The 26,999-nt window shown below is 53.2% G+C and carries 23 protein-coding genes; 4 read left to right on the top strand and 19 right to left on the bottom strand.

All coding sequences use genetic code 11. From position 1 onward, the window contains the following. Window positions 1-26: 26 nt before the first annotated feature. Window positions 27-1,142: a porin OmpC gene (ompC, locus tag DVA44_RS10795; protein WP_114386724.1), complete on the top strand. Its 1,116-nt coding sequence runs from the start codon at window positions 27-29 to the stop codon at window positions 1,140-1,142. A gap of 183 nt (window positions 1,143-1,325) precedes the next feature. Here the strand turns inward: ompC and DVA44_RS10790 are convergent, their stop codons facing one another. The 3 genes from DVA44_RS10790 to DVA44_RS25985 all read right to left on the bottom strand — a co-directional run bounded on the left by DVA44_RS10790 (window position 1,326) and on the right by DVA44_RS25985 (window position 2,653). Further along, window positions 1,326-1,748 carry a GFA family protein gene (locus tag DVA44_RS10790; protein WP_114386722.1) on the bottom strand — a complete coding sequence of 141 codons (423 nt, stop codon included), beginning with the start codon at window positions 1,746-1,748 and terminating at the stop codon, window positions 1,326-1,328. A gap of 82 nt (window positions 1,749-1,830) precedes the next feature. Then, window positions 1,831-2,337 carry a hypothetical protein gene (locus DVA44_RS10785; protein ID WP_103822178.1) on the bottom strand — a complete coding sequence of 169 codons (507 nt, stop codon included), beginning with the start codon at window positions 2,335-2,337 and terminating at the stop codon, window positions 1,831-1,833. Between the two features lie 238 nt (window positions 2,338-2,575). Next, window positions 2,576-2,653, bottom strand: coding sequence for a hypothetical protein (locus tag DVA44_RS25985; protein WP_225759512.1), 78 nt, complete (start codon window positions 2,651-2,653; stop codon window positions 2,576-2,578). A 247-nt stretch (window positions 2,654-2,900) separates the two neighbouring features. On the opposite strand from DVA44_RS25985, the gene ttcA reads away from it, so the two are divergent. Further along, window positions 2,901-3,836: a tRNA 2-thiocytidine(32) synthetase TtcA gene (gene ttcA, locus DVA44_RS10775; RefSeq protein ID WP_114386718.1), complete on the top strand. Its 936-nt coding sequence runs from the start codon at window positions 2,901-2,903 to the stop codon at window positions 3,834-3,836. Between the two features lie 43 nt (window positions 3,837-3,879). Here ttcA and dbpA read toward each other — a convergent pair whose 3' ends face one another. From dbpA to DVA44_RS10750, 4 genes are all read right to left on the bottom strand, one after another. Further along, window positions 3,880-5,253, bottom strand: coding sequence for an ATP-dependent RNA helicase DbpA (gene dbpA / locus DVA44_RS10770; RefSeq protein ID WP_114386716.1), 1,374 nt, complete (start codon window positions 5,251-5,253; stop codon window positions 3,880-3,882). 28 nt (window positions 5,254-5,281) lie between these two features. After that, entirely contained in the window at window positions 5,282-5,458 is a 177-nt protein-coding gene (locus tag DVA44_RS26180; protein WP_269776161.1) for a hypothetical protein, read from the bottom strand. A gap of 282 nt (window positions 5,459-5,740) precedes the next feature. Next, entirely contained in the window at window positions 5,741-6,724 is a 984-nt protein-coding gene (gene zntB, locus DVA44_RS10755; protein ID WP_103822182.1) for a zinc transporter ZntB, read from the bottom strand. Between the two features lie 156 nt (window positions 6,725-6,880). After that, complete coding sequence (locus DVA44_RS10750) at window positions 6,881-8,008, bottom strand: methyl-accepting chemotaxis protein (protein WP_168194473.1); 1,128 nt, start codon at window positions 8,006-8,008, stop codon at window positions 6,881-6,883. Between the two features lie 533 nt (window positions 8,009-8,541). On the opposite strand from DVA44_RS10750, the gene DVA44_RS10745 reads away from it, so the two are divergent. Together DVA44_RS10745 and DVA44_RS10740 are read left to right on the top strand one after the other, a co-directional pair. After that, entirely contained in the window at window positions 8,542-9,774 is a 1,233-nt protein-coding gene (locus tag DVA44_RS10745) for a sensor domain-containing diguanylate cyclase (RefSeq protein ID WP_114386710.1), read from the top strand. Window positions 9,775-9,827: 53 nt separating this feature from the next. Beyond that, the gene (locus tag DVA44_RS10740; protein WP_114317080.1) at window positions 9,828-10,394 is read left to right on the top strand and encodes a DJ-1/PfpI family protein; all 567 of its coding nucleotides are present in this window, start codon (window positions 9,828-9,830) and stop codon (window positions 10,392-10,394) included. A gap of 34 nt (window positions 10,395-10,428) precedes the next feature. On the opposite strand, the gene DVA44_RS10735 is transcribed toward DVA44_RS10740, so the two are convergent. The 12 genes from DVA44_RS10735 to DVA44_RS10680 form a co-directional block, all read right to left on the bottom strand. After that, entirely contained in the window at window positions 10,429-10,803 is a 375-nt protein-coding gene (locus DVA44_RS10735; protein ID WP_371413853.1) for a hypothetical protein, read from the bottom strand. Window positions 10,804-10,952: 149 nt separating this feature from the next. Further along, the gene (locus tag DVA44_RS10730) at window positions 10,953-12,266 is read right to left on the bottom strand and encodes a VasL domain-containing protein (protein ID WP_114386705.1); all 1,314 of its coding nucleotides are present in this window, start codon (window positions 12,264-12,266) and stop codon (window positions 10,953-10,955) included. 22 nt (window positions 12,267-12,288) lie between these two features. Then, window positions 12,289-12,732, bottom strand: coding sequence for a type VI secretion system baseplate subunit TssE (gene tssE, locus DVA44_RS10725; protein ID WP_114386703.1), 444 nt, complete (start codon window positions 12,730-12,732; stop codon window positions 12,289-12,291). Between the two features lies 1 nt (window position 12,733). After that, window positions 12,734-13,270: a type VI secretion system lipoprotein TssJ gene (gene tssJ / locus DVA44_RS10720; protein WP_114317078.1), complete on the bottom strand. Its 537-nt coding sequence runs from the start codon at window positions 13,268-13,270 to the stop codon at window positions 12,734-12,736. Next, window positions 13,251-14,309, bottom strand: a complete 1,059-nt coding sequence (tssG, locus tag DVA44_RS10715) for a type VI secretion system baseplate subunit TssG (protein ID WP_371413866.1) — start codon at window positions 14,307-14,309, stop codon at window positions 13,251-13,253. Before tssG ends, tssJ begins: the two co-directional genes overlap by 20 nt. Further along, window positions 14,306-16,069 (bottom strand): type VI secretion system baseplate subunit TssF, encoded by a 1,764-nt coding sequence (gene tssF, locus DVA44_RS10710; protein ID WP_114386701.1) that lies wholly within the window; start codon window positions 16,067-16,069, stop codon window positions 14,306-14,308. The genes tssG and tssF overlap by 4 nt, the downstream gene beginning before the upstream one ends. Window positions 16,070-16,093: 24 nt before the next feature. Continuing rightward, complete coding sequence (tssA, locus tag DVA44_RS10705) at window positions 16,094-17,671, bottom strand: type VI secretion system protein TssA (protein ID WP_114314770.1); 1,578 nt, start codon at window positions 17,669-17,671, stop codon at window positions 16,094-16,096. Continuing rightward, entirely contained in the window at window positions 17,671-21,048 is a 3,378-nt protein-coding gene (locus DVA44_RS10700) for an ImcF-related family protein (protein ID WP_371413865.1), read from the bottom strand. The genes tssA and DVA44_RS10700 overlap by 1 nt, the downstream gene beginning before the upstream one ends. A gap of 60 nt (window positions 21,049-21,108) precedes the next feature. After that, entirely contained in the window at window positions 21,109-21,963 is an 855-nt protein-coding gene (locus DVA44_RS25545) for a hypothetical protein (RefSeq protein WP_139157097.1), read from the bottom strand. Between the two features lie 105 nt (window positions 21,964-22,068). After that, window positions 22,069-22,766 (bottom strand): IS1 family transposase gene (locus tag DVA44_RS10690; protein WP_094106546.1). Its coding sequence is split into 2 segments (ribosomal slippage): window positions 22,069-22,517 and window positions 22,517-22,766, totalling 699 coding nucleotides; the frame shifts between segments, so codons are not numbered across the junction. A gap of 33 nt (window positions 22,767-22,799) precedes the next feature. Beyond that, entirely contained in the window at window positions 22,800-24,440 is a 1,641-nt protein-coding gene (locus DVA44_RS10685) for an ATPase (protein WP_168194470.1), read from the bottom strand. A gap of 20 nt (window positions 24,441-24,460) precedes the next feature. Then, window positions 24,461-26,983, bottom strand: a complete 2,523-nt coding sequence (locus DVA44_RS10680) for a type VI secretion system Vgr family protein (protein WP_114386693.1) — start codon at window positions 26,981-26,983, stop codon at window positions 24,461-24,463. Window positions 26,984-26,999 lie beyond the last annotated feature (16 nt).

The following is a 26,999-nucleotide window of genomic DNA, read 5'->3' as shown; positions in this document are numbered from 1 at the left end:
AAAACACAGCGTAAGGATTAGGCACAATGCAAAGAAAAGTACTGGCTCTGATAATCCCAGCTCTTTTGATGGCTGGCGCAGCAAATGCAGCAGAGATTTATAATAAAGACGGCAATAAATTAGATCTGTACGGTAAAGTGGACGGCCTGCATTATTTCTCTGACGACAGCAGTGCGGACGGCGACCAGACCTATGTCCGTCTGGGCTTTAAAGGCGAAACGCAGATTAACGATATGCTCACCGGCTACGGCCAGTGGGAATATAATATCCAGGCCAATAATACCGAAGGCTCTGAAAATCAGTCCTGGACCCGTCTGGCGTTTGCCGGTCTGAAATTCGGTGATTACGGTTCATTTGACTATGGTCGTAACTACGGCGTGCTGTACGACGTGGAAGGCTGGACCGATATGCTGCCAGAGTTCGGCGGCGACTCCTACTCTAAAGCCGACAACTTCATGACCGGCCGTGCGAACGGCGTGGCGACCTACCGTAATAACGATTTCTTCGGCATGGTTGAAGGTCTGGACTTCGCCCTGCAGTACCAGGGCAACAACGAAGATGCCGGTAACGGTAACGAAGGCACCAACAACGGTCGTGACGTGCGTTATGAGAACGGTGACGGCTTCGGTATCTCTACCTCTTACGACTTCGGCATGGGATTCAGCGCAGCAGCGGCCTACGCCTCTTCTGACCGTACCAACGACCAGGTTAGCAATACCACTGCGCACGGCGACAAAGCGGATGCCTGGACTACCGGCCTGAAATATGACGCCAACAACATCTACCTGGCGGCAATGTATTCTGAAACCCGCAACATGACGCCTTATGGTGACGGTAAAAAAGCAAACACTGTAGCCGACAAAACCCAGAACTTTGAAGTTACCGCTCAGTACCAGTTCGATTCTGGCCTGCGTCCGGTAGTCTCTTACCTGCAGTCTAAAGGTAAAGATCTTGATAACGGTCAGGGCGATCAGGATCTGGTTAAATATGCTGAAGTGGGTGCGACTTACTACTTCAACAAAAATATGTCTACCTACGTTGATTATAAAATTAACCTGTTGGACGAAGACGATCAGTTCTACAAAGACAATGGCATCGGCACCGATGACATCGTAGCATTAGGTCTGGTTTATCAGTTCTGATGAAATTAGCCCGCGTTACAACGCGGGCTAACTATTTATATTGGCAAAACTCCCAGCCTTTTTATTATTCCTGTCTGGCGTTCCAATATTCTGATTTGCTATGACGTCTTTACCTGCTTTGTTGCACTGCTCAGACAAGTGAGACAAGAATAGTTGTGTATGCCCTTCTGAACCTGGCAGCGATTACTTTTCTGCTGTACCCCTTTCGCGATAGCTCAGCACGCCGGCAACGCCTCCTCCACCATCGTTAGGGTGAACGCGCCCCTCCATTACCAACACTTCCGGGAAATCAAACGGCGAGACGCCTTCAATGCAGGCTACGTTGACGCCATACTGATTTGGATTTGAGCGCCGCTGGTGGAAGGTGTAAATCCCACAGACCGAACAGAAATAGTGCGCCGCCGTCTGGGTGTTAAACCGGTACTCGGTCAGCAGCGACTCGCCCTGAATAATAGTGATGCCAGATAATGGCGCGGAAACCGCAATCGCCCCACGCATCCGGCAGTATGAGCAGTTGCAGCGCCGGATGGTGTTGAACCCGTCAGCGAGCTCGACGGTGAACCGGACCGCGCCGCAGTGACACTGAGCAGAAACTCTATTCGCCATTACAGGCTCCTTGCGTTAACCATGCCTCACAGGCGGCGTGACGGCACGCCGCGTACTGGCTAAGTGTACGCCAGGCTCCCCGTCAGCGCCGGATATATTCCTCCGCGCTTTTTTTCAGATATGCCTCCTGAAAAATCTGTTCTGAATAGGTGAGCTTCATGACGGATGATAAATAGGGGGCGTCGAGTTCGATTAAATCTTCATCATTCTGGTATTTGGCGTATTTATCACCGGCGAAGGAGATCTGTTTTTTCACCACCACATACTTATGCGCCAGCATACTCTCGATTTCATCAAAACGGCTCTTATCCAGCTCAAGCATAATGGCGGTAATTTTGCCGCCCTTATTGAAGATCACCGCGTTGTTTTTCACTCCCTCCAGACCCAGCTCCCGGTTCGGAATAGAGAATATGTCGCCGTCGCTCCACTTACTGCGCCCTTCATGCAGGGACGAGGGATAGGCTTTAATGAATTGCTGTAGCGTGGTTTTGCCTAACGTCAGCCCCATTGCGGTGGTGTTCGCCCGGGCGAATGAAGACACTGCGATCAAAATGAATATACCCACGATCAGTTGCCACTGTTTGCCCATCGTTATCACCTCATCGTATTAGTCTGTTTTTACTCACCATCGTCTCTGTTACCTGCCACTTCTCAATCGTACAGGGACAATTATTAATGGCCTATGCGTCTTTATGGTGAGTGAGCGGTACAGATACAGTACGAGTTACTGAGCTACACAGAGACAACGTCGTGGAGGTATGTGGCGGGGAGAAGCGATAAAAAAGCCACCAGTTAATACTGGTGGCGCGGGTACAACTCACGGTCAGCTATTTTTTGACGGGTTGAGGTTTTTTATCACCTGATTCCGGCGCCTCGCGCGGGTCATCTTTTTCAACATACTGCATGAGTACCTCCCGTTGTTGTGGATGGACTACTACTATAGCGTTGATTATCAAAATAGAGCCAAGCGGCAAACGGCAAAAAACCCAACCGTGTGGAACAGCGTGATTACGCGCTGTAAAACGTGCTGACATTCATCGCCGTAATCCGTACCATACACGCCATACTTTTTCATGTTGACCTGCTGCCCCCCTTCTTAATGGGTGAGCCGCCTGAGCTGCTTTAGCCACAAACGAATTGAGCCACTATTAAATGTCGCAAAATCAAGATATTACCAAGAAAGAACAGTATAACCTCAACAAACTTCAGAAGCGTCTTCGCCGCAATGTGGGTGAAGCCATTGCCGATTACAACATGATTGAAGAAGGCGACCGCATCATGGTCTGCCTGTCTGGCGGCAAAGACAGCTACACCTTGCTCGAAATTTTGCGCAATCTTCAGCAAAGCGCGCCGGTCAATTTCTCGTTAGTGGCCGTCAACCTGGATCAGAAGCAGCCGGGCTTCCCGGAGCATATCCTGCCGGAGTATCTGGAGAAGCTGGGCGTCGAGTACAAGATTGTCGAAGAGAATACCTACGGCATCGTTAAAGAGAAGATCCCGGAAGGGAAAACCACCTGCTCGCTCTGCTCCCGCCTGCGCCGCGGCATTCTTTACCGTACCGCGACCGAGCTGGGTGCAACCAAGATTGCCCTGGGTCACCACCGCGATGACATTTTACAGACGCTGTTCCTGAACATGTTCTACGGCGGCAAAATGAAGGGTATGCCACCGAAGCTGATGAGCGACGACGGGAAGCACATTGTGATCCGCCCGCTCGCCTACTGCCGCGAAAAAGATATCGAACGTTTTGCCGAGGCCAAAGCCTTCCCGATCATTCCATGCAACCTGTGCGGCTCACAGCCAAACCTGCAGCGTCAGGTGATTGCCAACATGCTGCGTGACTGGGATAAGCGCTATCCAGGCCGGATCGAAACCATGTTCAGCGCGATGCAGAACGTGGTGCCTTCGCACCTCTGCGATATCAACCTGTTTGATTTCAAAGGAATTCAGCACGGTTCTGAAGTGGTAAACGGCGGCGATCTGGCGTTTGACCGCGAAGAGATCCCGATGAAACCGGCGGGATGGCAGCCAGAAGAGGATGATACCCAGCTCGATGAGATGCGTCTGAACGTTATCGAAGTGAAATGATTTTTAAGCGTCTCAGCATGCGTGCTGAGACGCTCCCGCCCGCTTATTTCAGCAGACGAACCCGGCAGCTTTTGCCTTTGATCTTGCCGTTTTGCAGCTGTTTCCACGCTTTCTGCGCGACAGACTGACGCACCGCCACATACACATGCGCCGGGTGCACCACGATTTTACCAATGTCTGCTCCGTCCAGGCCGATATCTCCGGTCAGCGCCCCCAGTACATCGCCGGGACGCATTTTGGCTTTTTTACCGCCGTCGATACAGAGCGTTGCCATCTCTGCCGCCAGCGGCGTAATGGTGACGTTTGCCGGGGCATCAACCCAGTTCAGTTTGATTTGCAGCATCTCAGCCAGGATGTTGGCACGCTGTGCCTCCTCTGGCGCGCAGAAGCTGATCGCCAGGCCACTATTACCGGCTCGCGCGGTACGGCCAATACGGTGAACATGCACCTCCGGATCCCAGGCCAGCTCAAAGTTCACCACCAGCTCCAGGGATTTAATGTCCAGGCCGCGGGCGGCGACGTCGGTGGCGACCAGCACGCGGGCGCTACCGTTGGCAAAACGTACCAGGGTCTGGTCACGATCGCGCTGCTCCAGATCGCCATGCAGCGCCAGGGCGCTCTGTCCGGCCTCGGCCAGCGCATCGCAGACTGCCTGGCAATCCTTTTTGGTGTTACAGAACACCACGCAGGAAGCAGGCTGGTGGATGCTGAGCAGTTTTTGCAGCAGCGGGATTTTGCCCCGCTGGGTGGTATCGAAGAACTGCTGTTCGATGGCGGGCAGCGCGTCAACGGTGTCGATTTCGATGGCGAGCGGGTTTTGCTGCACGCGTCCGCTGATGGCGGCGATCGCCTCCGGCCAGGTGGCGGAGAAGAGCAGCGTCTGGCGCGTTGGCGGCGCAAAGCGGGTTACTTCATCAATGGCGTCGCTAAAGCCCATGTCCAGCATCCGGTCGGCTTCATCCAGCACCAGGGTTTGCAGCGCCTCAAGCGAGACGGTGCCTTTCTGCAGATGGTCGAGCAAACGGCCCGGCGTAGCGACGATGATATGCGGGGCATGCTGCAAAGAGTCACGCTGGGCGCCGAAGGGCTGTCCGCCGCAGAGGGTCAAAATTTTGGTGTTTGGCAGAAAACGCGCCAGACGACGTAACTCTCCTGCGACCTGATCCGCCAGCTCGCGCGTCGGGCAAAGAACCAGAGACTGCGTTTGAAACAGTATGGCATCAATCTGCTGTAACAGCCCAAGACCGAAGGCAGCCGTTTTACCACTGCCGGTTTTGGCCTGCACACGGACGTCGCGTCCTTCCAGGATCGCTGGCAGCGCCGCAGCTTGTACAGGGGTCATGGTCAGATAACCCAACTCGTTCAGGTTATCGAGTTGGGCGGCAGGCAGTACGTTCAGCGTTGAAAAAGCAGTCACAGTTATTCTCGCGGTAAAAGACTCACAGTCAGCAGGCGCGTATCCTCGCAGATCTCCGCCTCTGATGCGACATTTTAATCGGCACTTCATCCGGTGGCGGATCCGGCATCGGCTGTGGGCGTGGAATCGGATCGGGAACCGGCACCGGATCAGTAGGCACCGGGTCCGATTGCCGCAGGGGTTGCAGCAGCAGTGATAAAAGCATGGCCATATAACCCTCCAGAAGAACGGGAATCTCTCTTTTAGGGTAGACGCTGCTGAGTTGTAGGCAAAAAAAAGCCGACTTATTTAAGTCGGCGTCGTACGAATCAATTTTGCTATGCAGTAATTCAAAAAAGGAAGTAAGACAATATGGAGCGCAACGCCCATCGCTTGACGTTGCATTCACCTGCGGGAGAGATATTGCACCTTATGGGTAAATCGTTTTTTGACTTCGCTCAATTAAAATGGCGTTTTAAGAAATTCATGGCGACGAAAAAATGTAAATTTACAACCATTTACTACGATGCAACCACCATGCAACACCACCAATCAAAACGACTAACATGATGCAAAACAGTGAGAAGCCGAAGCGGAAATCGCCGCCGGGGATCCCTCCCAGGTTGACGCCAAACAGACCTGTCAGGAAGGTGCTGGGCAAAAAGACCATCGCCATCAGTGACATGGTGTAGGTTCTGCGGGAGAGCGACTCCTGCATCACCTGGGAAATTTCATCGGTCATGACCCCCGTTCGTGCGATGCAGGCATCAATTTCATCCAGCCCGCGTCCCAGGCGCTCGGCGATATCCTGCATTCTGCGGCGATGATCGTCACTCATCCAGGGGAACCGTTCGCTCGCCAGCCGGGCATAGACATCCCGCTGAGGCGCCATATAGCGGCGCATCACAATCAGCTGCTTTCTTAGTAACGCCAGAAAACCGCGGGGTGGGATTTGCTGGTCGATGAGATTATCTTCCAGATCGATAATCTTATCGTGCAACTCTTCGATAAACTCGCTGGCGTGATCGGTCAGCGCGTCGCAGACGTCCACCAGCCAGCCCCCGCAATCTTGCGGACCGCTGCCCTCTTTTAAATCGCCGACGACATCATCCAGCGCCAGGACTTTGCGCTGCCGGGTCGAGACAATAAGCCGCTCGTCCATGTATAGGCGCATCGCCACCAGCTGGTCCGGGCGTTCATCGGTGCTGCCGTTAATGCAGCGCAGCGTAATCAGCGTCCCCTCGCCCATGCGGGTGACGCGAGGGCGCAGGCTCTCACCGGCCAGGGCGTCACGCACGTTATTGGGTAATAAGGGCGTCGAGGCCAGCCAGTGGGCGCTCTCCGGGTGGGTATAGTTCAGGTGCAGCCAACAGGGATGCTGCTGATCGATAGTATCGTCGTCGGTGAGGGGCCGTGCCCCGCCTTTACCATCCAGTAACCACGCAAATACTGCGTCAGGAACGTTAACTTCCGATCCTTTTATGCCTTCCACAGCGCCTCCGCCAGTAGCTGTTCTTTGCTGTCAGTCTAGCCACCCTGCCAGCTTAAGCAACATTTTCTCCCGGCATCGCGCTGAATTTATTCATAAAAGAGATTAATCCGGTACCGTTTGCTCCCATGATAAAGCCTGGCGAGCCAGGCTTAATTATCAGGCACGTGCGGGTAAGGTTACACCGTCGTACAGAGGCGCAGTGGATGCCGGCTCCAGACGGAAGTTACGGGTACGGGTTTGCAGTTCAACGACCTGATTTTTCAGTACCGCTGATGAACCTGACAGCTCTTCAACCATCACCACGTTACTCTGGGTCACCTGCTCCAGGTCACTCAACGCCTGGGTGATCTGGGCGATCCCCCTCTCCTGCTCGTCGGTAGAGGTGGAGATCTCATCCATCAGCTTACTGACCTGCCCGGAACCGCTGACGATGTCGTGCATATTCTTTTCAGCCTCTGCGACGACCATCGCCCCCTGACTGACATTGCTGCTGGTGACATCGATGAGTGACTTGATATTTTTCGCTGCTTCGGCGCTGCGATGGGCCAGGCTACGAACCTCACCCGCCACGACGGAGAAGCCTTTACCATGATCGCCCGCGCGGGCGGCTTCAACCGCAGCATTCAGCGCCAGAATATTGGTCTGGAAGGCGATGCCATCAATCAGCGAGATGATCTCCGTCATCTGCTGGGCACACTCAGTAATGGAGCGCATGTTGTTGGCAACCTGCCCCATCAGCTCGCCGCCTTTTGTTGCCTGAAGCGTGGCGGCACTGGCCTTCTCAATGGCCAGACGGGTGTTATCCGCTGTATTTTTGGTGGTGACGGCCATCTGTTCCATGCTGGCGGAGGTTTGAATCAGGGACGCCGACTGTAGCTCGGTTTTAGAGGCCAGCGCCGTGCTGCGGGCGGCGAGCTGTTCCGACAGGGTCATTGCGGTATGAGAAGAAGAGCGGATCTCGCGCACCAGCGTAGCGAGATTGCTGGACAACGTATTGATTCCCGGGATTAACCGGCCTGCACAATTATTACCAAATTCAGGGATGCTCACCCCCAGATTGCCCGAAATAACCTCTTCGATACTCCTCTTGACGGTATTGATTGGCGCGACCAGATATTGCGTCATGTAAACCCACAGAAATACCCACGCGACGAGAAACAGAGAGTTTAGCAATATTAACAACGATGTTTGCGGTGCTAAAAATATAACCAAGCCATCAATGACAAGAAACACAACTAGCAGATAACTCAGAATAAAAGTCCTCACACTTATATTTCTAAGCATAATAGATCCTACAACGGTATTTTCAGAAGGTAACCACTATATAGCATTCAGTTTTTATTTTTTCACTCTGATTTCGTAGAGATAAACTTTTAATATTTAACATTTCGTAATTTGCGTTAGGGAAGATATTAATTCCATGTGTTTTAACATGAAACAAATACTCTTTCAAAATCAGCGAGCTACCTTGACCACTGACGCTATAAATGATTGGCATAGCTATTTCAATCCTTAAATTTAAGCCACAAACCAGTTTCATTGGCGCATATTTAGCCATGCTTCAATTAAGCAGTGTAGGAAACGAAAATAGGATTAATGTTTTCACAGCAGCGATCCGATACTGAATTAAATAGTTAGTTTCAGGCGACAGCGACGAATAAAAACTTACCAGTTGGTAAAATTAATACGAAATTCATACGCATATCACAAAAAAATCCTGTCCGATCGGATGAACTAGAGTATGTTTCAGATAAGCCCACGCGTACTGCGCCGTCGTGGCCCTCCGGTATTTGACGCGCAATAAATGAGACTGACCTATGTCGCCCTCAGGGTTTGATGCACTGGATATGCTTAGAACGCCCGTATGGTTGGTATCCCCGGTAACGGAGGATGTGCTGTTCGCCAATACGGCAGCCAAAATGCTCATGCAGGATGCAACGCTGGACATTCTGCGCAAAGGCATCTGCTCGGCCCATGCCCAGGCGACGCTTGCGATGTATGTCCCCGATTTAAAAGCCCGTCAGGAGATCGTGGAAGTCTGGAGCGTGCGGGTCGATGATCAGCAGACCAGCCTCACCTGTCGCCTCTCGCTGGCCGTTTTTGACACGATCGGTGAAGTGATTGTCTTTGAAGGCATCGCCCGACAGGCAGTAATGGGTCTTAAAGCCACCCGTTCAGGCACCTATCAGCGCAAGAAACAGGGCTTCTACGCCCGCTTTTTTCAGACCAACAGCGCCCCGATGCTGTTAATCGACCCTGCCCGCGACGGCCTGATTGTGGATGCCAATCTGGCGGCTCTGAATTTTTATGGCTATAGCCACGAGGAGATGTGCAGCAAGCACACCTGGGAGATCAACACGCTGGGACGCAATATTATGCCGGTGATGATGGAGATCGCGCGCCTGCCCGGCGGCCATAAACCGCTTAACTTTATCCATCGTCTTGCCGACGGCACGACCCGGCACGTACAAACCTATGCCGGCCCCATTGAGATCTACGGTGATAAACTGATGCTCTGCATTATTCATGATATCACCGAGCAAAAACGGCTTGAGCAGGAGCTTGAACACGCCGCGCTGCGCGACTCGCTTACCGGGCTGCTCAACCGCCGCCAGTTTTATCACCTCACCGATCAAACCTCACCCAACCATCTTCCGGCACAGCAGGAGTTCAGTCTGTTGCTGGTGGATACCGACCATTTTAAGCGTATCAACGATCTGTTTGGGCATCAGAAAGGCGATGAGGTGTTGATTGCCCTCGCGCGGATGCTGGAAAGCGGTAGCCGTAAAGATGATTACGTGTTCCGTTGGGGCGGCGAGGAGTTTGTCCTGCTGCTGCCCCGCACGTCACTGGATGCGGCCATGCAGATCGCAGAGACCCTGCGCACGGCAATCGCCCGCATTGCCATTCCCGGTCTACCCCGCTTTACTGTAAGTATTGGCGTTGCGCGGCATAACCCGGATGAGAGTATCGACGATCTGTTTAAGCGCGTGGACGATGCGCTGTATCGCGCCAAAAATGATGGTCGTAACAAAGTGCTGGCAGCGTAGCTGCGCCTGCTGGCGTCCTCTGTTTTTCACTTTATTTTTGAGGAGTGGTGATGATGAGCAAGAAGATCCTGATGCTGGTCGGCGATTACGCGGAAGATTATGAAACCATGGTCCCCTTTCAGGCTTTGCAGATGATTGGCCATCAGGTTGATGCGGTCTGCCCTGACAAAGCTAAAGGTGATTTTATCATGACGGCGATCCATGATTTTGACGGTGCCCAGACCTATAGCGAAAAGCCTGGCCACCGCTTTGTTCTCAACGCCGATTTTACTGCGGCGAAAGAGGCGGATTACGATGCCCTGTTAATTCCCGGCGGGCGTGCGCCGGAATATCTGCGCCTGAATGAGCAAGTACTCGAACTGGTGCGGGCCTTTGACAAGGCAGGTAAGCCGATTGCCGCCGTTTGCCACGGCCCACAGCTGCTGGCCGCCGCTGGCGTCCTGAAAGGACGAACCTGTAGCGCCTACCCGGCTTGCGCGCCGGAGGTCCGCCTCAGCGGTGGCGAGTATGCCGATATTGGCATCGACCAGGCGCACGTCGACGGCAATCTGGTTACCGCGCCCGCCTGGCCTGCCCATCCGCAGTGGCTGGCGAAATTTGCTGAGGTATTGCAGCAGTAAGCGGTTAAAGAAAGACGGGACAGGCTCGGTGGTTTCAGGCCAGCCTGTCAACCGCTTCAAAAAAGCGCTCTTCGGTCATTAGCACGTTATCTTTCGCGCTCTGATATTCACGTCGGATTAACCAGCCCGTTTCCGGCGCCATGCTCAGATAAAACACCTCCCGGAACCCAGGCGCCTCCACATGCAGGGCCACAATGCCCGTCTCAGCGCCATTCCAGAGCTGCTCGGGAAGAATAGAGACGCTACGATCACCATTCTGCAACCGGATGGCGGTGATGTCATAACGGTATATGCCGCTGTTCAGGCTGTAGCCCACCGTGCTCAGGTCGTGGATATGTTTGGTGGTTAACGTCACCTCAATACCGGAACCTGCAAACCACTGGCTTATTTGCTGCGCAAGGAGATCCATTCGTGAGCAGAATGCCCTGACCTCAGCGTCAGCGGATTTTATATCGGATGATTGTCTGTCGTTTTTGAGCTGCACTTTCCTGAAAAAACGTTCTCTGGCTGACACGTTGTGGTTCCTGTTATCTTTTTACGCGCGGTTTGCTGCCCGGTTTATTCAGCCGGGGTTTGTTTCAGCGCCGCATAAGAGGCAATCAACTGCTGCAGATGCTGTTCCACCTGACGCTGCCGGACGGCATTACTGCTTTGCTCTGCGGGGGTAACGGAGAGCTGGCGCAACTGCTCCTCAACCGGAACGGTACGATTAAGCGACTGCGTGATTGCGAAAATCGCCGATTTCAGTTCGCTGACCGTCATATACTTACCCTTCTGCTCATCCAGGGCGTTAAGCCGCTTCGCCAGTTGCTCAAGCTGCGTCACGCCTTGATGCCAGCCGGTCAGGCTTTCTGGCGCCAGGGCAGAAGCATCCTTCTGCTGTTGCCATTGATGCGCCAGAGCTTTGCCCTCTTCGGGCGATAGCCTGAGTGCCTGCTGCACCAGGCTATCGCCATAGCTGAGAGTCCAGTCTGGCTTTAACTGCAATAACTGCTCTAACTGCTGCTGTGTCTGGCGAATATCTGTTTCAGATGTTGGGTGGAGCCGCCGATCGACAGAATGCGTTGCTGGCAAGGGAGAAAGAGTTACAGCAACCGGCTCCTGCGCCGGGTCAGATTGGTGCATCGCCAGCCATCCCCCTGCCAGGATCCCGGCCAGCAGCAACATGGTCGCCATACCGCCGGCGAAAGGCTTCCAGGGATTCAAGGGCGGTGGGGAGCCCTTCACTGTCTCCAGAAGCGGCTCAGGCTCATGCGCCCTTTTTACGCCCCCGGCTGCCTCACTGGGATTGCCGCTTGCAGGGGTTTCCGCTTCAGCTGTTGCGGTAACCGGCTTCTCACCAATTTTATCGCTATTACCCAGCCGCACCGTCGCGCTATTGATATGGCTGCGCAACGTGTCGAGTTGGCTGACAGGCGTTAATTCCAGACGTCTTAACGTCTCGTCCAGAACGAGCAGGTGTTCCCGGGCCTGGTTCAGTTGGCTGAGATCGGCAGACGTCAGGGGCCAGGATCGTAGAGCCTGTTTCAGCCGTTTGCTGAGCGTAGCGAGGATTTCCATCCGGACAGGCACCTGTTGCGGCCACAGATTGCCCCAGTGCCGGGTGACCAGCGAGTTCATGAGCGACAGTCCCTCGTTCAGGCCCGTCAGCCCGGACAGATGTGTGCGAGCAAGAGTGTACCAGGCGGCAGTCTGGAGTTCCGTGCCGTTTTGTTCAAAAAGCGACAGGCAAAATTTTTCCGCCTGTTGCCATTTCACATCCGGACGTGCCGGATGAATGAGTTTGTTCATTTCATTACGCAGAGCGACATAATCTGCGAGCGTGCGCGGGTCGCCGCCGGTTTTATGGTGGCATTCAGAGAGTATTGTCATGAGGGTTCAGCCAGAATTAAAACTAAATCGCGGAACGGGCGTCCAGGTACTGCTGCTGTTTCAGGTGACGGATAAACACCCGACCTTCGGGCATAAATTCAGTGCCGTAGCGCACAAGGCCGATGCCTTTAAGTTCCGCATCGATGGCGTAACGCAGTTCGCCAGGCTGCGTCTGCGCCAGCATCACCACCGTAATTCTGCTCAGGCGCGGTTCATACTTCAGCAGTACCGCCGACAGCGTTGTGATCAGCTGATGCGCCGAACCCGGCATCCCCTGGAGGATTTTCGTCATGTCTGGCAGGCCATAGTCCGGCAGATGCGCCAGCGTACCGGCGCGACAGTTGAGAATACGCTGCATATTATCGAGTACCGACAGAATGACCTGGTTCTGCTCACTGACCTGGTGCAGGCTCAGGCCACCGGAGAAATTGCCGTATAACAATTCGTACAGGGAGGAACGGGGCATATTAGTCCTCCTTAATCGGTTGCAGCGTCAGCCGGTTATTGCTGGCTTCGATGATGCGGGGCTTGTCTGGGTCGAGGTCATCGCGGGTGAGGACCAAACGCCAGGTATTTTTCGCTTGATCTGGCGCCATAAACATCCCAGCTACCGCCACAAATTGAGTAACCTCCTCCAGCGGCACATCGAGCGTTACCGACTCTCCAGGACGCAGCCAGATATCTTTTTCTGCCACCAGATCAGCTTTTATGGCCTGGCTATCGTTTGCAAACAGGGATGGGTAATCGGTGTTGTCGAATGCCTTACGATCCTTAAGCTGGTAAATACGCACCACTGTTGCCAGAGATGCGCCTTTCGCATTGTTATTGACCCCTTCCCGTCCCTGAATATCCAGATGAAGTATTTTCACCTGCTTATAAAAAATGGATTTTGTAACTGATACAGCTCCGTCTTTCACTGTCTGCGTCAGACCACAGCCGGTTAAGATCGTGGTTAGCATCAATGCCAGCAGCGTGGCGGTGGTTTTACCAGCGGTAGTCGCCATCTTCATCGCTCTCCCTTCGGTGAATATTTTCCCGGACGCGCTGATAACGCCCCAGATGAATAGTGATAATGTCATTTTTTTTCTGTTGGGTAGTAAGTGGCCGCAGTACCGCTGTGCGCCCGAGTTGAACAGCATGATTTCCACTGCACACCAGCTGCGCATCAGGCAGCAGATGTCTCGCCACGCACAACTGCAACCGCACATCCAGGTGAGAGCCCAGATAAACGTGCAGTAGCGCCATCAGATCGGAGTACAGCTCCCCGCCCGGCAGCCAGCCGTGGGTCTCATTGGGATTGTCGGTCGTCAGTTGAAGCAAGGCCTGACCATTAACATCCGTCCCGTAGGTCCCCATGACAGGACGGTGTTTCAGGCTGACCGGGTGCCGTGAGCTCAAGACAACCGGGTTTTTCAGGGGGATACGACAGCGGTCATGGTGATATAAATCGGCGCGAGTATCTGGCGCAAGGAGCTGAACCAGTGCCGCTGCCCCCTCCGCCGTGCGACCAGGCAGCAGCATCACTGGCAGCAGAGCCAGAAAACGTGACAGTGGCGTACCAGCCGTAGCCGCACACCCAGGAATACCCAGCCCTGCCAGACCCAGAAGATATTGCGAGGTATTATCCGCCCCACCAGGGGCGAAGGTCGCCGGGTAAGAATATTTGCGCCAGATACGGTAATACTGGCTAATTATTCGGTGGTTAAAGATATCAAGGAAATCTCGAGTGGCCTCCCAGCCTTCTCGTTTTTGCGCAATATCATCGACAAAGTGCGTAGGCAACGGCGATTCGACGCCGTATAGTCCAAAAAAAGTGATATCAACCGACGGACGTAGGTGAGCATATTCCGGCTCCGGATCCGTCACCCCCCGTATTTCACCGGCCGGAAAGCCCATCCCCGCATGCGGACGAAAGCGCACCGGTTCAAGACCGACCTGCCAGTCGCTACCGGGTACCGGCGCATCGGGCTGACTCTGCTCAAGCAATCGGCAAAAACGGTAAAAATTCATGTACGGCAACTGGTGTCGTACTGTTTCTATCATCCTGGCAGGCGCGGACTGTGATTCTCTTTCCACCGGATACACTTCCCTTCTGGCTGAACAATCAGCGTAAGCTGGTTAAACTGATTCATGTCGGCATACAGTGCAAAAAAGCGGTTTAGCATTTCACCAAAAAGATGAATGTCTCCTTCACCCGTAAAACCATTACTGTCGAGTGTCACTTCCACATCCAGACCGCGCAGTAAAAACCCCTCTTCAAAACGCTGAATACGGTGATGTCTGACGTCCAGAATGGCGCCAAGGCGACGGTTGTTCAGCTCATCGTCCCGCCAGTTATAGAGCGACAGCGTACCGCGCAACACGTCTGCGCTGCTCATCATATTCAGGAAACGGGTGCCCAGATGGCTCATCACCCGCCAGTGGAAACGATCCTCCACTGGTGGGTACACCGGAAGCGTCGGCTTACATAGATTGCGCACGGTAAGCGGCGTTCCGGAGACCTGCTCACAGCGATCCAACAGTGTGCTTTGCAACGCCCGGCGTGGTAACTGACCATTGGTGCCGGTGATACGCAGCGAGACGGTTTCTCGCGCAATCTCCCGATCAGCCTCCCACTGCCCGCCGCCCAGTATTAGCCAGGTGTCGTGCATACCGGTGACGCCCCGCTTCACACGGGTGTGGAAGTAGCGCTCAGGCGCGTTGCGGCGCATCATTCCGCCCTGATGGCGGAAGCTGGTGAACGGCACATAGGGCGCGTTCCCGGTACGCCCGGAGCCGGTGACGCTATCGACAGAGTAAATCTCAGTGTGCCCGTCCTGCAGGCGCTTTGGCCGCAGCAGATATTCACTTTCCAGCCCGCTAATGGTCAGTGGGTCAGCTTCAAGGGTAAAAAGGTTAATAACTGGCACACAGTGGAGACGCAGGGAACTATCCGTTAAGGGTAAATCGCTCTGCCATACATGGCTGAACACGACCTCAATATCAAAATTCACTGTTCCTGCCGGGAGCGTGATGGTTTCCAGACCATTTAACTGCACAAACATGAATTTTTCACGAAAGGTGAAATACTCCAGCAACAGTTGATAACCGCTGAAGGCGCTTTCTCCCTTTGGCCACAAAAGGTCATCTTCAGAAAATCCGCCTGGAGAAAAGTAACCGTTAAGCCTTATCCGGTCTGTTTGCCCAGGCAGACGCAAGTAGAGTGCCGCCTGTCGTTTGGTCAGCCACAAGTGCAATTCACTCCCCGTCACGATTTCTTCTCCCAGGTACAACGGAAGACGGCTCAGGTTCACTTGCGACCAATCAGCCTGACCGCTGCAGGTAAACCTTATCCGTAGGCTAGAGCGTCCATCCGGCTCTGTCGTCATGACCACATTTGATATCAACAATGGGCTCAATGTCACATCACGGGTAGTGCGGTAGCGGCAAACGGTATTTTTCGGTCCAACAGGACGGGAAGAGACCTCCAGCCCTGCAGGCACTACCTCGCCCATTTTCATCGACGAAACGTCAGGGGTGAACGCCACTACCGACAGCGACGGAATGGTACGCATGTAATGCGGCCACGACATGCTAACCAGCCCTTCGGTCAGTTCTGGCAGGTCGTCATCAATTTTTTCACGCAAGCGGCCAACGCAAAAGGCAAAGCCTTCAAACAGACGCTCAACGTACGGGTCTGGCGTACCGGCTTTGTCCAAATCCAGCATCGCTGCCCGATCTGGGTGGGTCTGTGCAAACTCCTTTGCCGCCTCGCGCAGATAGCGCATCTCGGCATCAAAATAACGCAGGGTTAAATCTTCCATTATGTTCTCAGTGTTCAAACAAGGTCAGCCACAAAGCACTGCGGCTTTTACCGGGTCAATCACAACCAGCCCGGCCAATAACTGTTCCATTTTCGGATGCAGCCGCATTTTGTCAGTTTCGCTGCGCCCGGCCTTCATGCGCAGCAGTTTTAGTTGGCGAGCTTTAACTTCAAAAATTAGGCCGGGTTCCCATTGAGGGAGCGTAATGCCAGCAGCACTGCCGTCCAGCTCATCCAGCAGGTGCAGTGCCAGTTCATTTTTTCCCGTTTGCTCAGCTATTCGCGCCATCAGCAGGCGCAGCAGCCAGTGGTACCGGATCGATGTGATGCCAGGGCGATTTTGTAACCACGTCAGCGCAACCTCTGTCCCTTCGCTGTCAGCAAGTGCCAATGCTTCCGGCTCCAGTTGCAGAATTTCGTCATTGCCCGCTGCGCCCGAAGAACAAAGAGAATGCTCGACTTCCCAGCCCACCGGGCTCTCCAGCACCTGCTGCTGGATCCAGTTCAGCGTCACTTCATCGGCAAATGGGGTGCCATCGTTGAAAGCCAACGTCTCCAGGCCTTTCAGACGTGCGAGTAGTCCTTTCAGATCGGACTGAATAATGGCCGCCTCATTTTCATAACCAGATTTCATCAGCGCCTGATGCAGATACCACTGCACATCCAGCCAAAGATGGTTAGCACCCCGCGAGAGCAGGCTGTCTGCTTCCTCCATCAATTCGCGCCAGCTTTGTTGCAGGTAAAGTCTTTTTAACAGTGCCCGTTGGTCCGCTTTCGGTGGCTCGATGCGGGTCTTGCCATCTGTCTGGAGCGAGGGTAGCTGGTGCAGTGTGTCGTGACGGAGATTTTTTATCAGCCGGTGGGCAGACAGCCAGCCGTCCGGCTGGTTCCTCAGATAATCGGCTAACACCCGCGCCTGTGCCAGAAGCTCCTGACCTGAAGCAATGCCACCGAGAGACGGTATGCTGGGGTCCTGAGCAGTTGCTTGCCCGATATCGCTAACATTCTGTGGCACCACCGCGTCCGGGCCGCCAGATTTTTGCAGTCGCATTTCCAGCGCGCTATAAAGGGCAGCCGGTAAAACGGTTTCAGCATCCTGCTCAATCATCAACAAGGCACCAGCAATACGCACGGTATCGGCATTGTTGACTTCCGGATACCGTGACAAGCTGTCAAGCATCCTGGAACTGGCAAGCCACTCCAGCGCCCCCTGGCGACTGCGCTCCCGTTGCGGATGCAGTTGCGTATTAAAACGAAGCATTAATCCTGCCATCAGCTCGAGACCATCCGCCAGTCCCGCCTCTCCATCCCGATGCAGGCGTGCCCAGACGTAATACGATGCCACGCGGATATCTTTCGTTACGGTGGTCAAGAGCTTTTCGGCAAGCTGACATACCAGATCTGTATCTGCGCCGGAGAGTTTGTTCACCTCCTCACGCATTTGCTGAAAATCGTCATTGTAACCGGGGTCTTCACCCGTCGGATAATTGGCTGACAACGGTTGCAACCAGTTTTCCCATAACGCCAAACGCAGTTTTGTCCGTGTAGCCACTTCATCTGGATTAATCTGACATACGCTAATCAACGTTTGTACAGTGGCCATCAGTACATCTCCTCTGTGTTGTCACCATCCTTTGCCTGAAGATCAATTGCAGATGCTCTGATGCTGAATATAGTTTTCGGAAGAATAAAATTACGTAACTTCAGCAGCGCCAACGGCCCTTCGCCAGCCTCAGTTCGCAGGGTATAGTTCAAAGGCCTGCCGTCGTGTGCTCGCCAGCTCAGATTCCAACTGCTACCCGATCCGGCATAACGACTTACGGTGGCCTGATCAAGCAGGCGAATCCAACCCCAGACGCCGGACATGTCAGCGTACTGCCGTGTTCCGGCCTGGGTGCTTACCCAGCTGAGGGCCGCTCCTGGAGCCTCTGTATCTGCTGGCCAGTTAATCCGTTTCCAGGTGGGCATCTGGTTCATATAGGTGAGCTTCTGGCTGTCGATCACCAGCGTGGTTTGCATAATGCCATCGGCCGTACCGGGGCGAAGCTCAAACGACAGCCCGGCCTCTCCTCGAGTAAACACCACATCAGAAATGTGGCTCAGGGTATCCACTGCCTGTAAGAATTCAGGATTAAAGGTCAGGCCCTGAGCGTTGATGCTGTCGGGTACCCAGTGACTCCCCTCTTTATGGAGCACGCCATTAAGTCGGGTCTGCAAAAAGCGGGTAATACGCCCGGAATCGGCATTAAGGTATTTCGCCAACAGGGGCAGCGACACCTCGCTACTCGCATCTTTAAACGGATATCGCCCCTCAAAAGCTGTATTCCAGTCATTTACCACCGCACTTTGCCACTGCGAGTTAAGGCTTTCTGCTGCAGGCGTCAGTACCTGTTGCCAGGCTTGCTCCATTGGACGCACAAATACCGTCTGCCCGAAACCGCTCCACTCCTGGCCGAGCCCCGCCGCCACCAGACTGCCATAATCGCGGGTTTCGGTTAAATCAACCGCCTTACCCTGAAACACCGTCTGCGCTAGTGCCTGGGTCATCGCCTGCGGGTCAGCAGCATTGGTCACCTGCTGAAGACGCAGGCGAACCTGGGTAACGCGGGTGAGGAAAGTCTGTAGATTCAGGTTACTGGTTTGCGTTCCACCATCCCGGCTAACCATCAATGCCAGCACGGGGCCGAAAGTTGCATCCAGCGGGCCGTGTATACCCCCGCTCTGATCAATAGCAGGTCGTTTTTCACTACCCAAAAGGTTTTTAGCGGATTTCACAAGTGAATCCGCTATCGCTTCACCGGTCTCGCCGGCGCGTCCCTGAACGTTAAGAGTGTTCATCAGCGCCACCAGTGGAGACTGACGGACATCTGCCATCAGGGTGAGTTGATCAATAGCATCTGACAGGGTGGCTGCTTTTCGAAGCCGCAGGCTGTTGAGAAAATCTAGCCATGCACCGCTATAATCTGCAAAATAGCGTGCCGTCAGTCGCTGTTTCAACGCCTCCGGCGAGACCTGCTGCGGGGTGCGTTGCTGGCTATCACTCAGCACCCAGTCCATTTCTTCCCGGCGCTCCTTCACCACCTTATCGATGGCGGCCTGTACCGTTTCGTCCCAGGCCTGCCGAGTGAACATCCCCGGTACCACCTCATCGGTGGTGAACAGACGCTCAGCGTCTGTGTCACCGGTCATGTCCGCCAGACGCATATCGGCATACTGGTTCGCCACCTGCGCGAGCATCTTCTGGTAGAGCGTGGACTCGCTGTTGCGCCTCCCCATCTGGCCTATTAACAGAGTGCGAGCCTGGCTCACTAGCATATCGTCGGCATGCAAACGCCACTGAGGATGTGACGCAAGGCTGGCACCGTAAAATTCCAGCAACGATGGCCCACTGCCCTGCCAGATACTGCTGGTTGAGCCTGCAGGCTGCGGCCAGTTACGCATCAGCGTGGCGGAGAACCACGCGGCGTCCATTTTTTCCGGACGTGCGAGCATCAGGTACAGCTTTAACTGATCGTAAGCGGATTTTGCCAGCCTTTCACGCAGGGGGCTTTCTGGCGGGAGTTGCACGAATGCATACAGCTCCTGGCGAAGATGCTTTGCAGCCGCATCGCGCAATAGCGGCTGCGCCACTTCCCCGTAGCGCGGATAAAGTGCTGACAGCAGGGCATTGTTCTGGCTTAGGCCGCCACGGGTGTACCAGGGTACGCCGTGCCGTGAGCGGTATTCCAGCCGGGCAAGAGTTTTCTGCAGTTCAGTCAGGGCCTGCAAACGTGCTACCTGTGGCTGCTTTTCTGCCGACGCCTTCTGCAGTTGCTCATGCGCAGTTGCCACCAGACTGCGGTTGGCAATAAACGAGACAGCCATCGACGCCCCCCAAAGGACGAGCAGAACAGCAGCGGTGAGGGCACATGCCTTTGTCCAGGAAAACCCCGTTTTCTGCGCCTTTAGTCCGGCGGGTAAAGAAAGAATAGAATCCTGAATGATATCCCAGCGGTTATCACGTCCCCAGTGATGTTTCACGCTGCGTTCACCGCCGAGAGTCGCCGGGCTGAAGACCACGCCGGCCAGCGGTAGCGGACGGTACGGATTAACCAGCACTGATAACGGCTCCGCTACCGTTTCCGGTTTACGGGTAAGCTGGTCGGCCAGGCTGAGCAGGAAATGATATTGTGGGTCAGCGCATGCCTGCTGTATCCCCTGCCCGGTCAGGTGCGGTATCAATACGGCCAGTTGTCCGGCGAGCGTCTGCGGAGAGCATTTTGCGGGCAACAGGCAGCCCACTGGCTGAGTGATGCGTCCCGGCTGGTCACCGGAACAGGAGTGCAGCGACCAGACATACAGGGGCAGTTTCCAGCCCAGGACTACATAGCGGCGGCTCAGGGCATGGGATAGTAAATCTATGGTGTCCAGTGAGAGTGCGGGTCTCGCGCTGCCCTCTATATCTGGCAGTCTGTCCAGACCTGACGTCACCCAAACCATACCGTCCGCGGGGCGACGGCGCAGTTTACTTAGAGCAATCAGCCAGTCGGAATCCAGATGGGTCGCCGGATCGCCACCCCACAGCAACAGTGTGCCCTGATCTTCCTGCCAGAGTTCCTGAGTGAGTTTTGGGGTGAGCCGCTCAACATCAGCCACGCTTCCGGTAACGAGCAAAATACGAATTTTACGTGGCCAAGAGCGACCGTAAATATGACGAAGATACAGACGAATACTCTTGAGCTCCTCATTGTATTTGTCCACGTGAGCAGACAATAACTCGTCCCGATGAGGTCTTTTGCCTGACAATTTCCGAAGTTGCTGGATAAAGCTCTGTAAGATGAACCACTGCCACAGCCGGGCAAATACATCGTCAAAGAACAGAATAAATAAACAAGCACCAGCTACAGCCAGCGATAAAGCCAGTTTTTCCTCTGTAGTAATAAGATGAACGAGAGGGTTTTCAATCCAGATAAGAAAGCCACCGACGACCACAATCAGCAGGATAATTAACCATGAACTGAGGCGCTTTTTCTTTTTCACATCGCTTTCCTTTGCGTAAGATTAAGCGGGACGGACAATCACCATTTGTGTGGTTTTATCGTCAGCTATCAGCCATTGAGCCAACCCTGAAACAGTAGCGTGCTCACAAGCGCAAATTAACATGATGTTGCCTACAGCCGTCCCCGGTTTGCCAAAAACATCATCCAAAATCATTTCTCCTTTCTTTCCTTTCAAATAGCCCTGCTTATCCATTGATTGAAGAAGGTTAACCAGCACATCGCCTTTTACCCGCGAGCGCCAGAAATACCAGGGTGAATCGGGGGTCATCTTTCCCCAGCAAGCCACATCGGTAACAGATTCGTCAGTTCTCTCAACAACAACCGGACGATGTATCCAAATTTGCGGCTTTGTGTGCTGCCGCTCCAGCCATGAGGGAGATGCCAGCAACAGGGCAGATACTGATTCCGCTTGTTGATTGCGGGGCTGGAGAAACAAATTGATCTCAATGGAAAGAACAAGCGATGCATCTTTCCTGTCAAGCCATTCATCTATCCACATCACTCCATCGTTATGCTTAACAATATTGACTCCATGTACAGTAACTGATGCCGGAAATATCTTTTGCCAGATATCGAGAATATGTTCATTGTCCAGCGTGCCATCATGAAGAAGGCGGACAGAAAGATTACCGGTAAACTGAAGCAACTCAGTATTCAGTTGGCTGACAACATGTTTAAGTACCGACTCAAGCCGTGACTGATATCCTGTTTCACTGAATATTGTTAATGGAGGAGAAAGTGAGGCCGTAGTCAGCACAGACTGGTGGGTCAGAGAATACTGTGTCTGAAGGGCTGTCCCACCTCGTAAAAGCGCTACAACAAGTTTGTTACTGGCAATCGGTGTAACATAGCTCATCCCCAGTACGCCAACAGCTCGTTGACCCAGAATAATTTGCTCGTCATACTGGTTCTGATGTAAATGATTCCACCAAAGTATGCGATCGCGGGTAATGACTCCAACTTACTGATAGTGTTTTATGTTCAGATAATGCCCGATGACCTTGTCATGAAGCTCCACCGATTTTGAGAACGACAGTGACTTCCGTCCCAGCCTTGCCAGATGTTGTCTCAGATTCAGGTTATGTCGCTCAATGCGCTGAGTGTAACGCTTGCTGATAACGTGCAGCTTTCCCTTCAGGCGTGATTCGTACAGCGGCCAGCCATCCGTCATCCATACCACGACCTCAAAGGCCGACAGCAGGCTCAGAAGACGCTCCAGTGTGGCCAGAGTGCGTTCACCGAAGACGTGCGCCACAACCGTCCTCCGTATCCTGTCATACGCGTAAAACAGCCAGCGCTGACGTGATTTAGCACCGACGTAGCCCCACTGTTCGTCCATTTCAGCGCAGACAATCACATCACTGCCCGGTTGTATGCGCGAGGTTACCGACTGCGGCCTGAGTTTTTTAAGTGACGTAAAACCGTGTTGAGGCCAACGCCCATAATGCGTGCACTGGCGCGACATCCGACGCCATTCATGGCCATATCAATGATTTTCTGGTGCGTACCGGGCTGAGAGGCGGTGTAAGTGAACTGTAGTTGCCATGTTTTACGGCAATGAGAGCAGAGATAGCGCTGATGTCCGGCAGTGCTTTTGCCGTTACGCACCACGCCTTCAGTAGCGGAGCAGGAAGGACATCTGATGGAAATGGAAGCCACGCAAGCACCTTAAAATCACCATCATACACTAAATCAGTAAGTTGGCAGCATTACCTTATCCTTCATATCAGAAATCAGCATGACACATATTTTGCTATACGCTTTAAATGCATCCTCGACAATCAATTCAAAGAAATGATAATCCAGCCCATATAGCTGATAGGCCAGCCAGGCACCGAAATCTGCCAGCTTTTCGTAACCCACCTCGCATAAAAAAGCCCCTTTGGCTCCAAGACCACAACACAAGCTGGCTGCGATTTTAAAGCAAAACTTACCGTTCAAGAATGTACAATAAAAGGTTGCTCCAGCCCCCAGTCCAGCCATACCCGTAATGCTGGTACCTATCGTACAAAAATCTACGAATTCAGCAGCAGCTTCCGCTTCATCTCCTGTTTTTCCCTGATATTTTGTCGCGGCAACCGGCTGCAGCCACTGAATCCCGCCCTTCAGGCCTGCTTCAGCTTTTGCACCAGCAAACAGTTCGGCGCTGCTGGTGATACCTTCATCCCCAGATTCCATCTCTTTATGGAATGTCTTGCCGGAAACACGACGCTCATTGAAACGGGGAAGTGTATTTTCATTATCCCGTTTACCCATCAGTACCTGTTTAGCTCCAATGGTGGTAACCTGTAACTGGCATTCTATCTTGGCAGACGCCCCCGCAAATCCTGCCAGCTGAGTTTCTAAATATACCCATAGCATTCCCATATTAAGCGGAGGAGCCCCTTCCGGGGTATATGCTAATGGCCAACCCACCCGATCAGGAAGGTAAAAAGTAGCGCTGGCGTAACCCTGTGCAAGAGAGAGAGCTGCGGAGACTTCTCCTTTTAAAGATATTTTTCCATCTCTGGCATCCCATTCTCCGCTGGCACCGGCGTTGGCGGTAAAACGCATGAATTGTGCCCCGGCGGATATATCAATATTATTACCAATTTCTTTCCCGTCCATAATCAGGCTGTTATTCCAGCTGGCAGCCCATCCCGTCAGAGTTTTATTAATTTCACCAATATCATCTTTATCCAGACTGAATAATTCGACACTGGTATCAGGTTTTGGGAATTCGGCCTTCGTGAGTTGCTCTTTTAACTTTTTGGTATCAATTCCTTTCCTGTTACCGTTTTTGTCATAGATAAAAATACTTTCAGCAGAATTTTCATTGTCTTTTGCTTTGAGTGAAACTGTATGTTTCTTTCCTGCCCCCAACTGGTCATAGTATCCCTTTTTGACGTACACATACTTACTGCCGGGTCCAGAACGACGTCCATGCTTCTTGTTTGTAACAACGGGTATTAACTCAATAACTGATTCATAACCATCCGGAGTGAAATCGCCCAGTTTATCCTGCAGTAACTTTTTTTTCTCATCAAGTGTTTTCTGTAACGTGGTTGCCTTGTTCTCAAGCTCTGCTTCGCTGGTATTTTCGGAAGGAGTACTGAATATGTTGCCATAACTTTCAACTGCTGAAGAATATGCCTCGCCGGCCTCATGCACATCATTAACCGCTGCCAGCAACTCCCCCCAGTGACGGTCAAAATCATCGCAGACATCTTCAGCAAGTATAATTAACTCTTCAGTGTCCGGTCTGAAATATACAATGGCAGAGGTGTGGTATACATCCACTGCATTGCCGTCTTTCTTGCTCAGTGTATTTTGTGCAACTGGCATATTTTGCATGTTCATTTCTGTCAGTCCCTTTACTCAAAAAACAAATTAATTTCATCCGAATCAAGTCCATAATGAGATTGTGTTAAACCATTTTCATCCGTAACTCCCCGGATAATTTTTCCGTCTGCGGTTTCAATGCGATAAGGTACATAAGGCTTTGGCTGTTTAGTGGATGCACCCAGAATCCTGAACCCCCCATTCATCGGATTATGAAATTCAGGATCGCTAACCGATACTGGAGAAAGTGCCTGTTCTAATGAAGCACTACCTCCCCATAAAATATTTGCACTTTTTAGATCTATTTTTCCTGGTGCACCAATTTCTACCGAGCCATCTTTGATTTTGATATACGCCCCACCTTTACTGGTCAGCGTAATACCCTGAGCAGCGTTCAGTATAATTTCACTACTGACACTATTAATGTTCATTGTCTTATTAGATTGAAGACGCAGAGCACCGGTCTGTGCCTGAATATCCACCTTACCTTTGGCGGCAAATAACTTCATTCCCATTTTCTGGGCAAACAAACTGATAGCTTCACCTGCCGCAACTGTAAACTTCTTTATTATACTTATATCCGCATTCCTACCCGCTGTCGCGGTCAGAGTATGGCCTGCGGAAAGCTGAATAGTTTTCGGTGTAACCAGACCAATACCCGCCGGAGCGGAAGCCAGTAGCCCCGCATCTTTTAACTGTGCAAGCATATTGCCAAGCTGCTGTTGAGAAGCTGTATCGGCTTCCAGCGCACCTGATACACTCGCACTCTGCGCTAGCGCTGTCACCAGTTGCAACGCACCCTGTAACTGAGCGATCGCAGCGTTCATATCCAGCATCTGTCCCTGTGCTTTCGGCTGAGCATCGGCACTGAGAAAGATCCCTTTCCCCCCTCTTATTGTCACCCAGTCATCGGTGCGCAGCTCAGCGCCTTCTCCTCGTAATCCCCTCGACGCATCCACATTATGCCCCAGGTTCAGTTGAGTCTTGCCGCCGTACTCCGTGCTGAGCTTGATATGCTCCTCCCCGCGCTTGTCCTCCATCCGCAACTTGTTATTCGTCGGCGTGCGGATCACATTGCGCGTGCTGTTCCTCTCCGTCACATGATCAACATGGCGTGAATCATGCAACGCATGGGCGATATACGGCCTGTCAGGGTCGCCCTCATGGAATGCGATCGCCACCTCCGTTCCTTGGATCAGAGGGAAGTGGAAGCCGTACACATCCCCGCCGTAAGGTTTGGCGAGACGCACCGGCATACTTTCCTGCCCCTGCGCCTTACCGTCCCGGTCAGCATCAAACCTCACGCGATACATGCCGGATGCATCCTGCCATGCGTAGATATCATTGGCTTTGGCGCTCGTAACGCGTGCCGTCATAGTGCCCGTCACTTTCGGGCGCGGCAGCAGCGGCGGACGCCAGCACACCGTTTCGCTGTACGGTACGGCCTGAATGCTCACCCTCAGGGCAGCCTGACGGCTGGCGGTAAAATTCAGTCCGGTAATCAAGACCGGAGCCTGCAGTGGCGCAGGCAGCGTCGGCGGCAGGCTGTCGGTGATGGCCAGCACCTGTGCAGCTGCAAGAGTCGCATCGTTGCTGACACCCGTAATCCGCGTCTGGTCTGCCAGAAAGCGCTCGTGGTCAAGGCGGGCATAAAAGTTGGCGGTCTCTGCCTGCGGGTCGATTTTTTCTCCGCGCTCCAGATGGCGCAGCTTATAGTGATACACCTCACCATAGGTATTGCCTTCGCCATCCCCCCGGGTCATATCAGCCGGAGCAGACTGCAGTACGCTCTGCGCGTCACGGTGGTTGTAATCCCGGGCGGTGACGTTTGCTTCCACCACATTGTGCGTGACGTTAAGCCCCCATATGGAATCAGCCCCGCTGTCACTCATCCCGGACGGACTGTTCACCGGCAGGGTTTTGCCAAACATCAGCGACCGCTGCGCATCGGCAAAATGCACCACTTCGCTCTGTGCGTCTTCCTGCAAAGTGAAGAAATAAAAAATTCCCACCTCAGCCAGCAGACGCTGGATGAAAGCCAGATCGCTCTCCTGGTACTGGTTTATCTGCTCACGCTTCGGGTAGTTTTGTTTAAGATTAAATTCATATTCCCAGCCGTGCAGACCGTGCTCCTGCAGTATCAGCTCCACCACGTCCGGCACTGATTTATTGACAAAGAAACGGTGAGAGCGGAACTGCCTGTCCAGCAAGGATATAAAAGGTTTCAGGGTGATGCGGTACAGCGTCTGGTCGGCAGAGCCGGATATCCGCCTGAAATCAGTGACAATCCCGTGTACCTTTTTCTGCTCAGGCAACGCCTCCGGCAGTCCGGCCCCCATCGTCAGGGTTGCGGGTTTGCGTAAGAACTCGCTGGCGTCAAGCTGCCTGTTGGTGCTGGTAAATATGATGTCATAGGCGTATATCCGGCTCATCCCTTCCATACCACTGAACTCTTCAACATCCAGCGACCAGGGACAGGAGGGAATATCAAGGCGATAACGGTTCAGGGTTCCCGGCGTCGCAAGAGCGTTTTGCAGAGAGTCTTTTAAAGTCATTATTTTCATTCCATGA

Origin of the sequence: Leclercia sp. W17 (genome assembly GCF_003336325.1) — a bacterium.
Classification (GTDB): domain Bacteria; phylum Pseudomonadota; class Gammaproteobacteria; order Enterobacterales; family Enterobacteriaceae; genus Enterobacter.
This window is presented reverse-complemented; position numbering and strand designations above follow the sequence as displayed.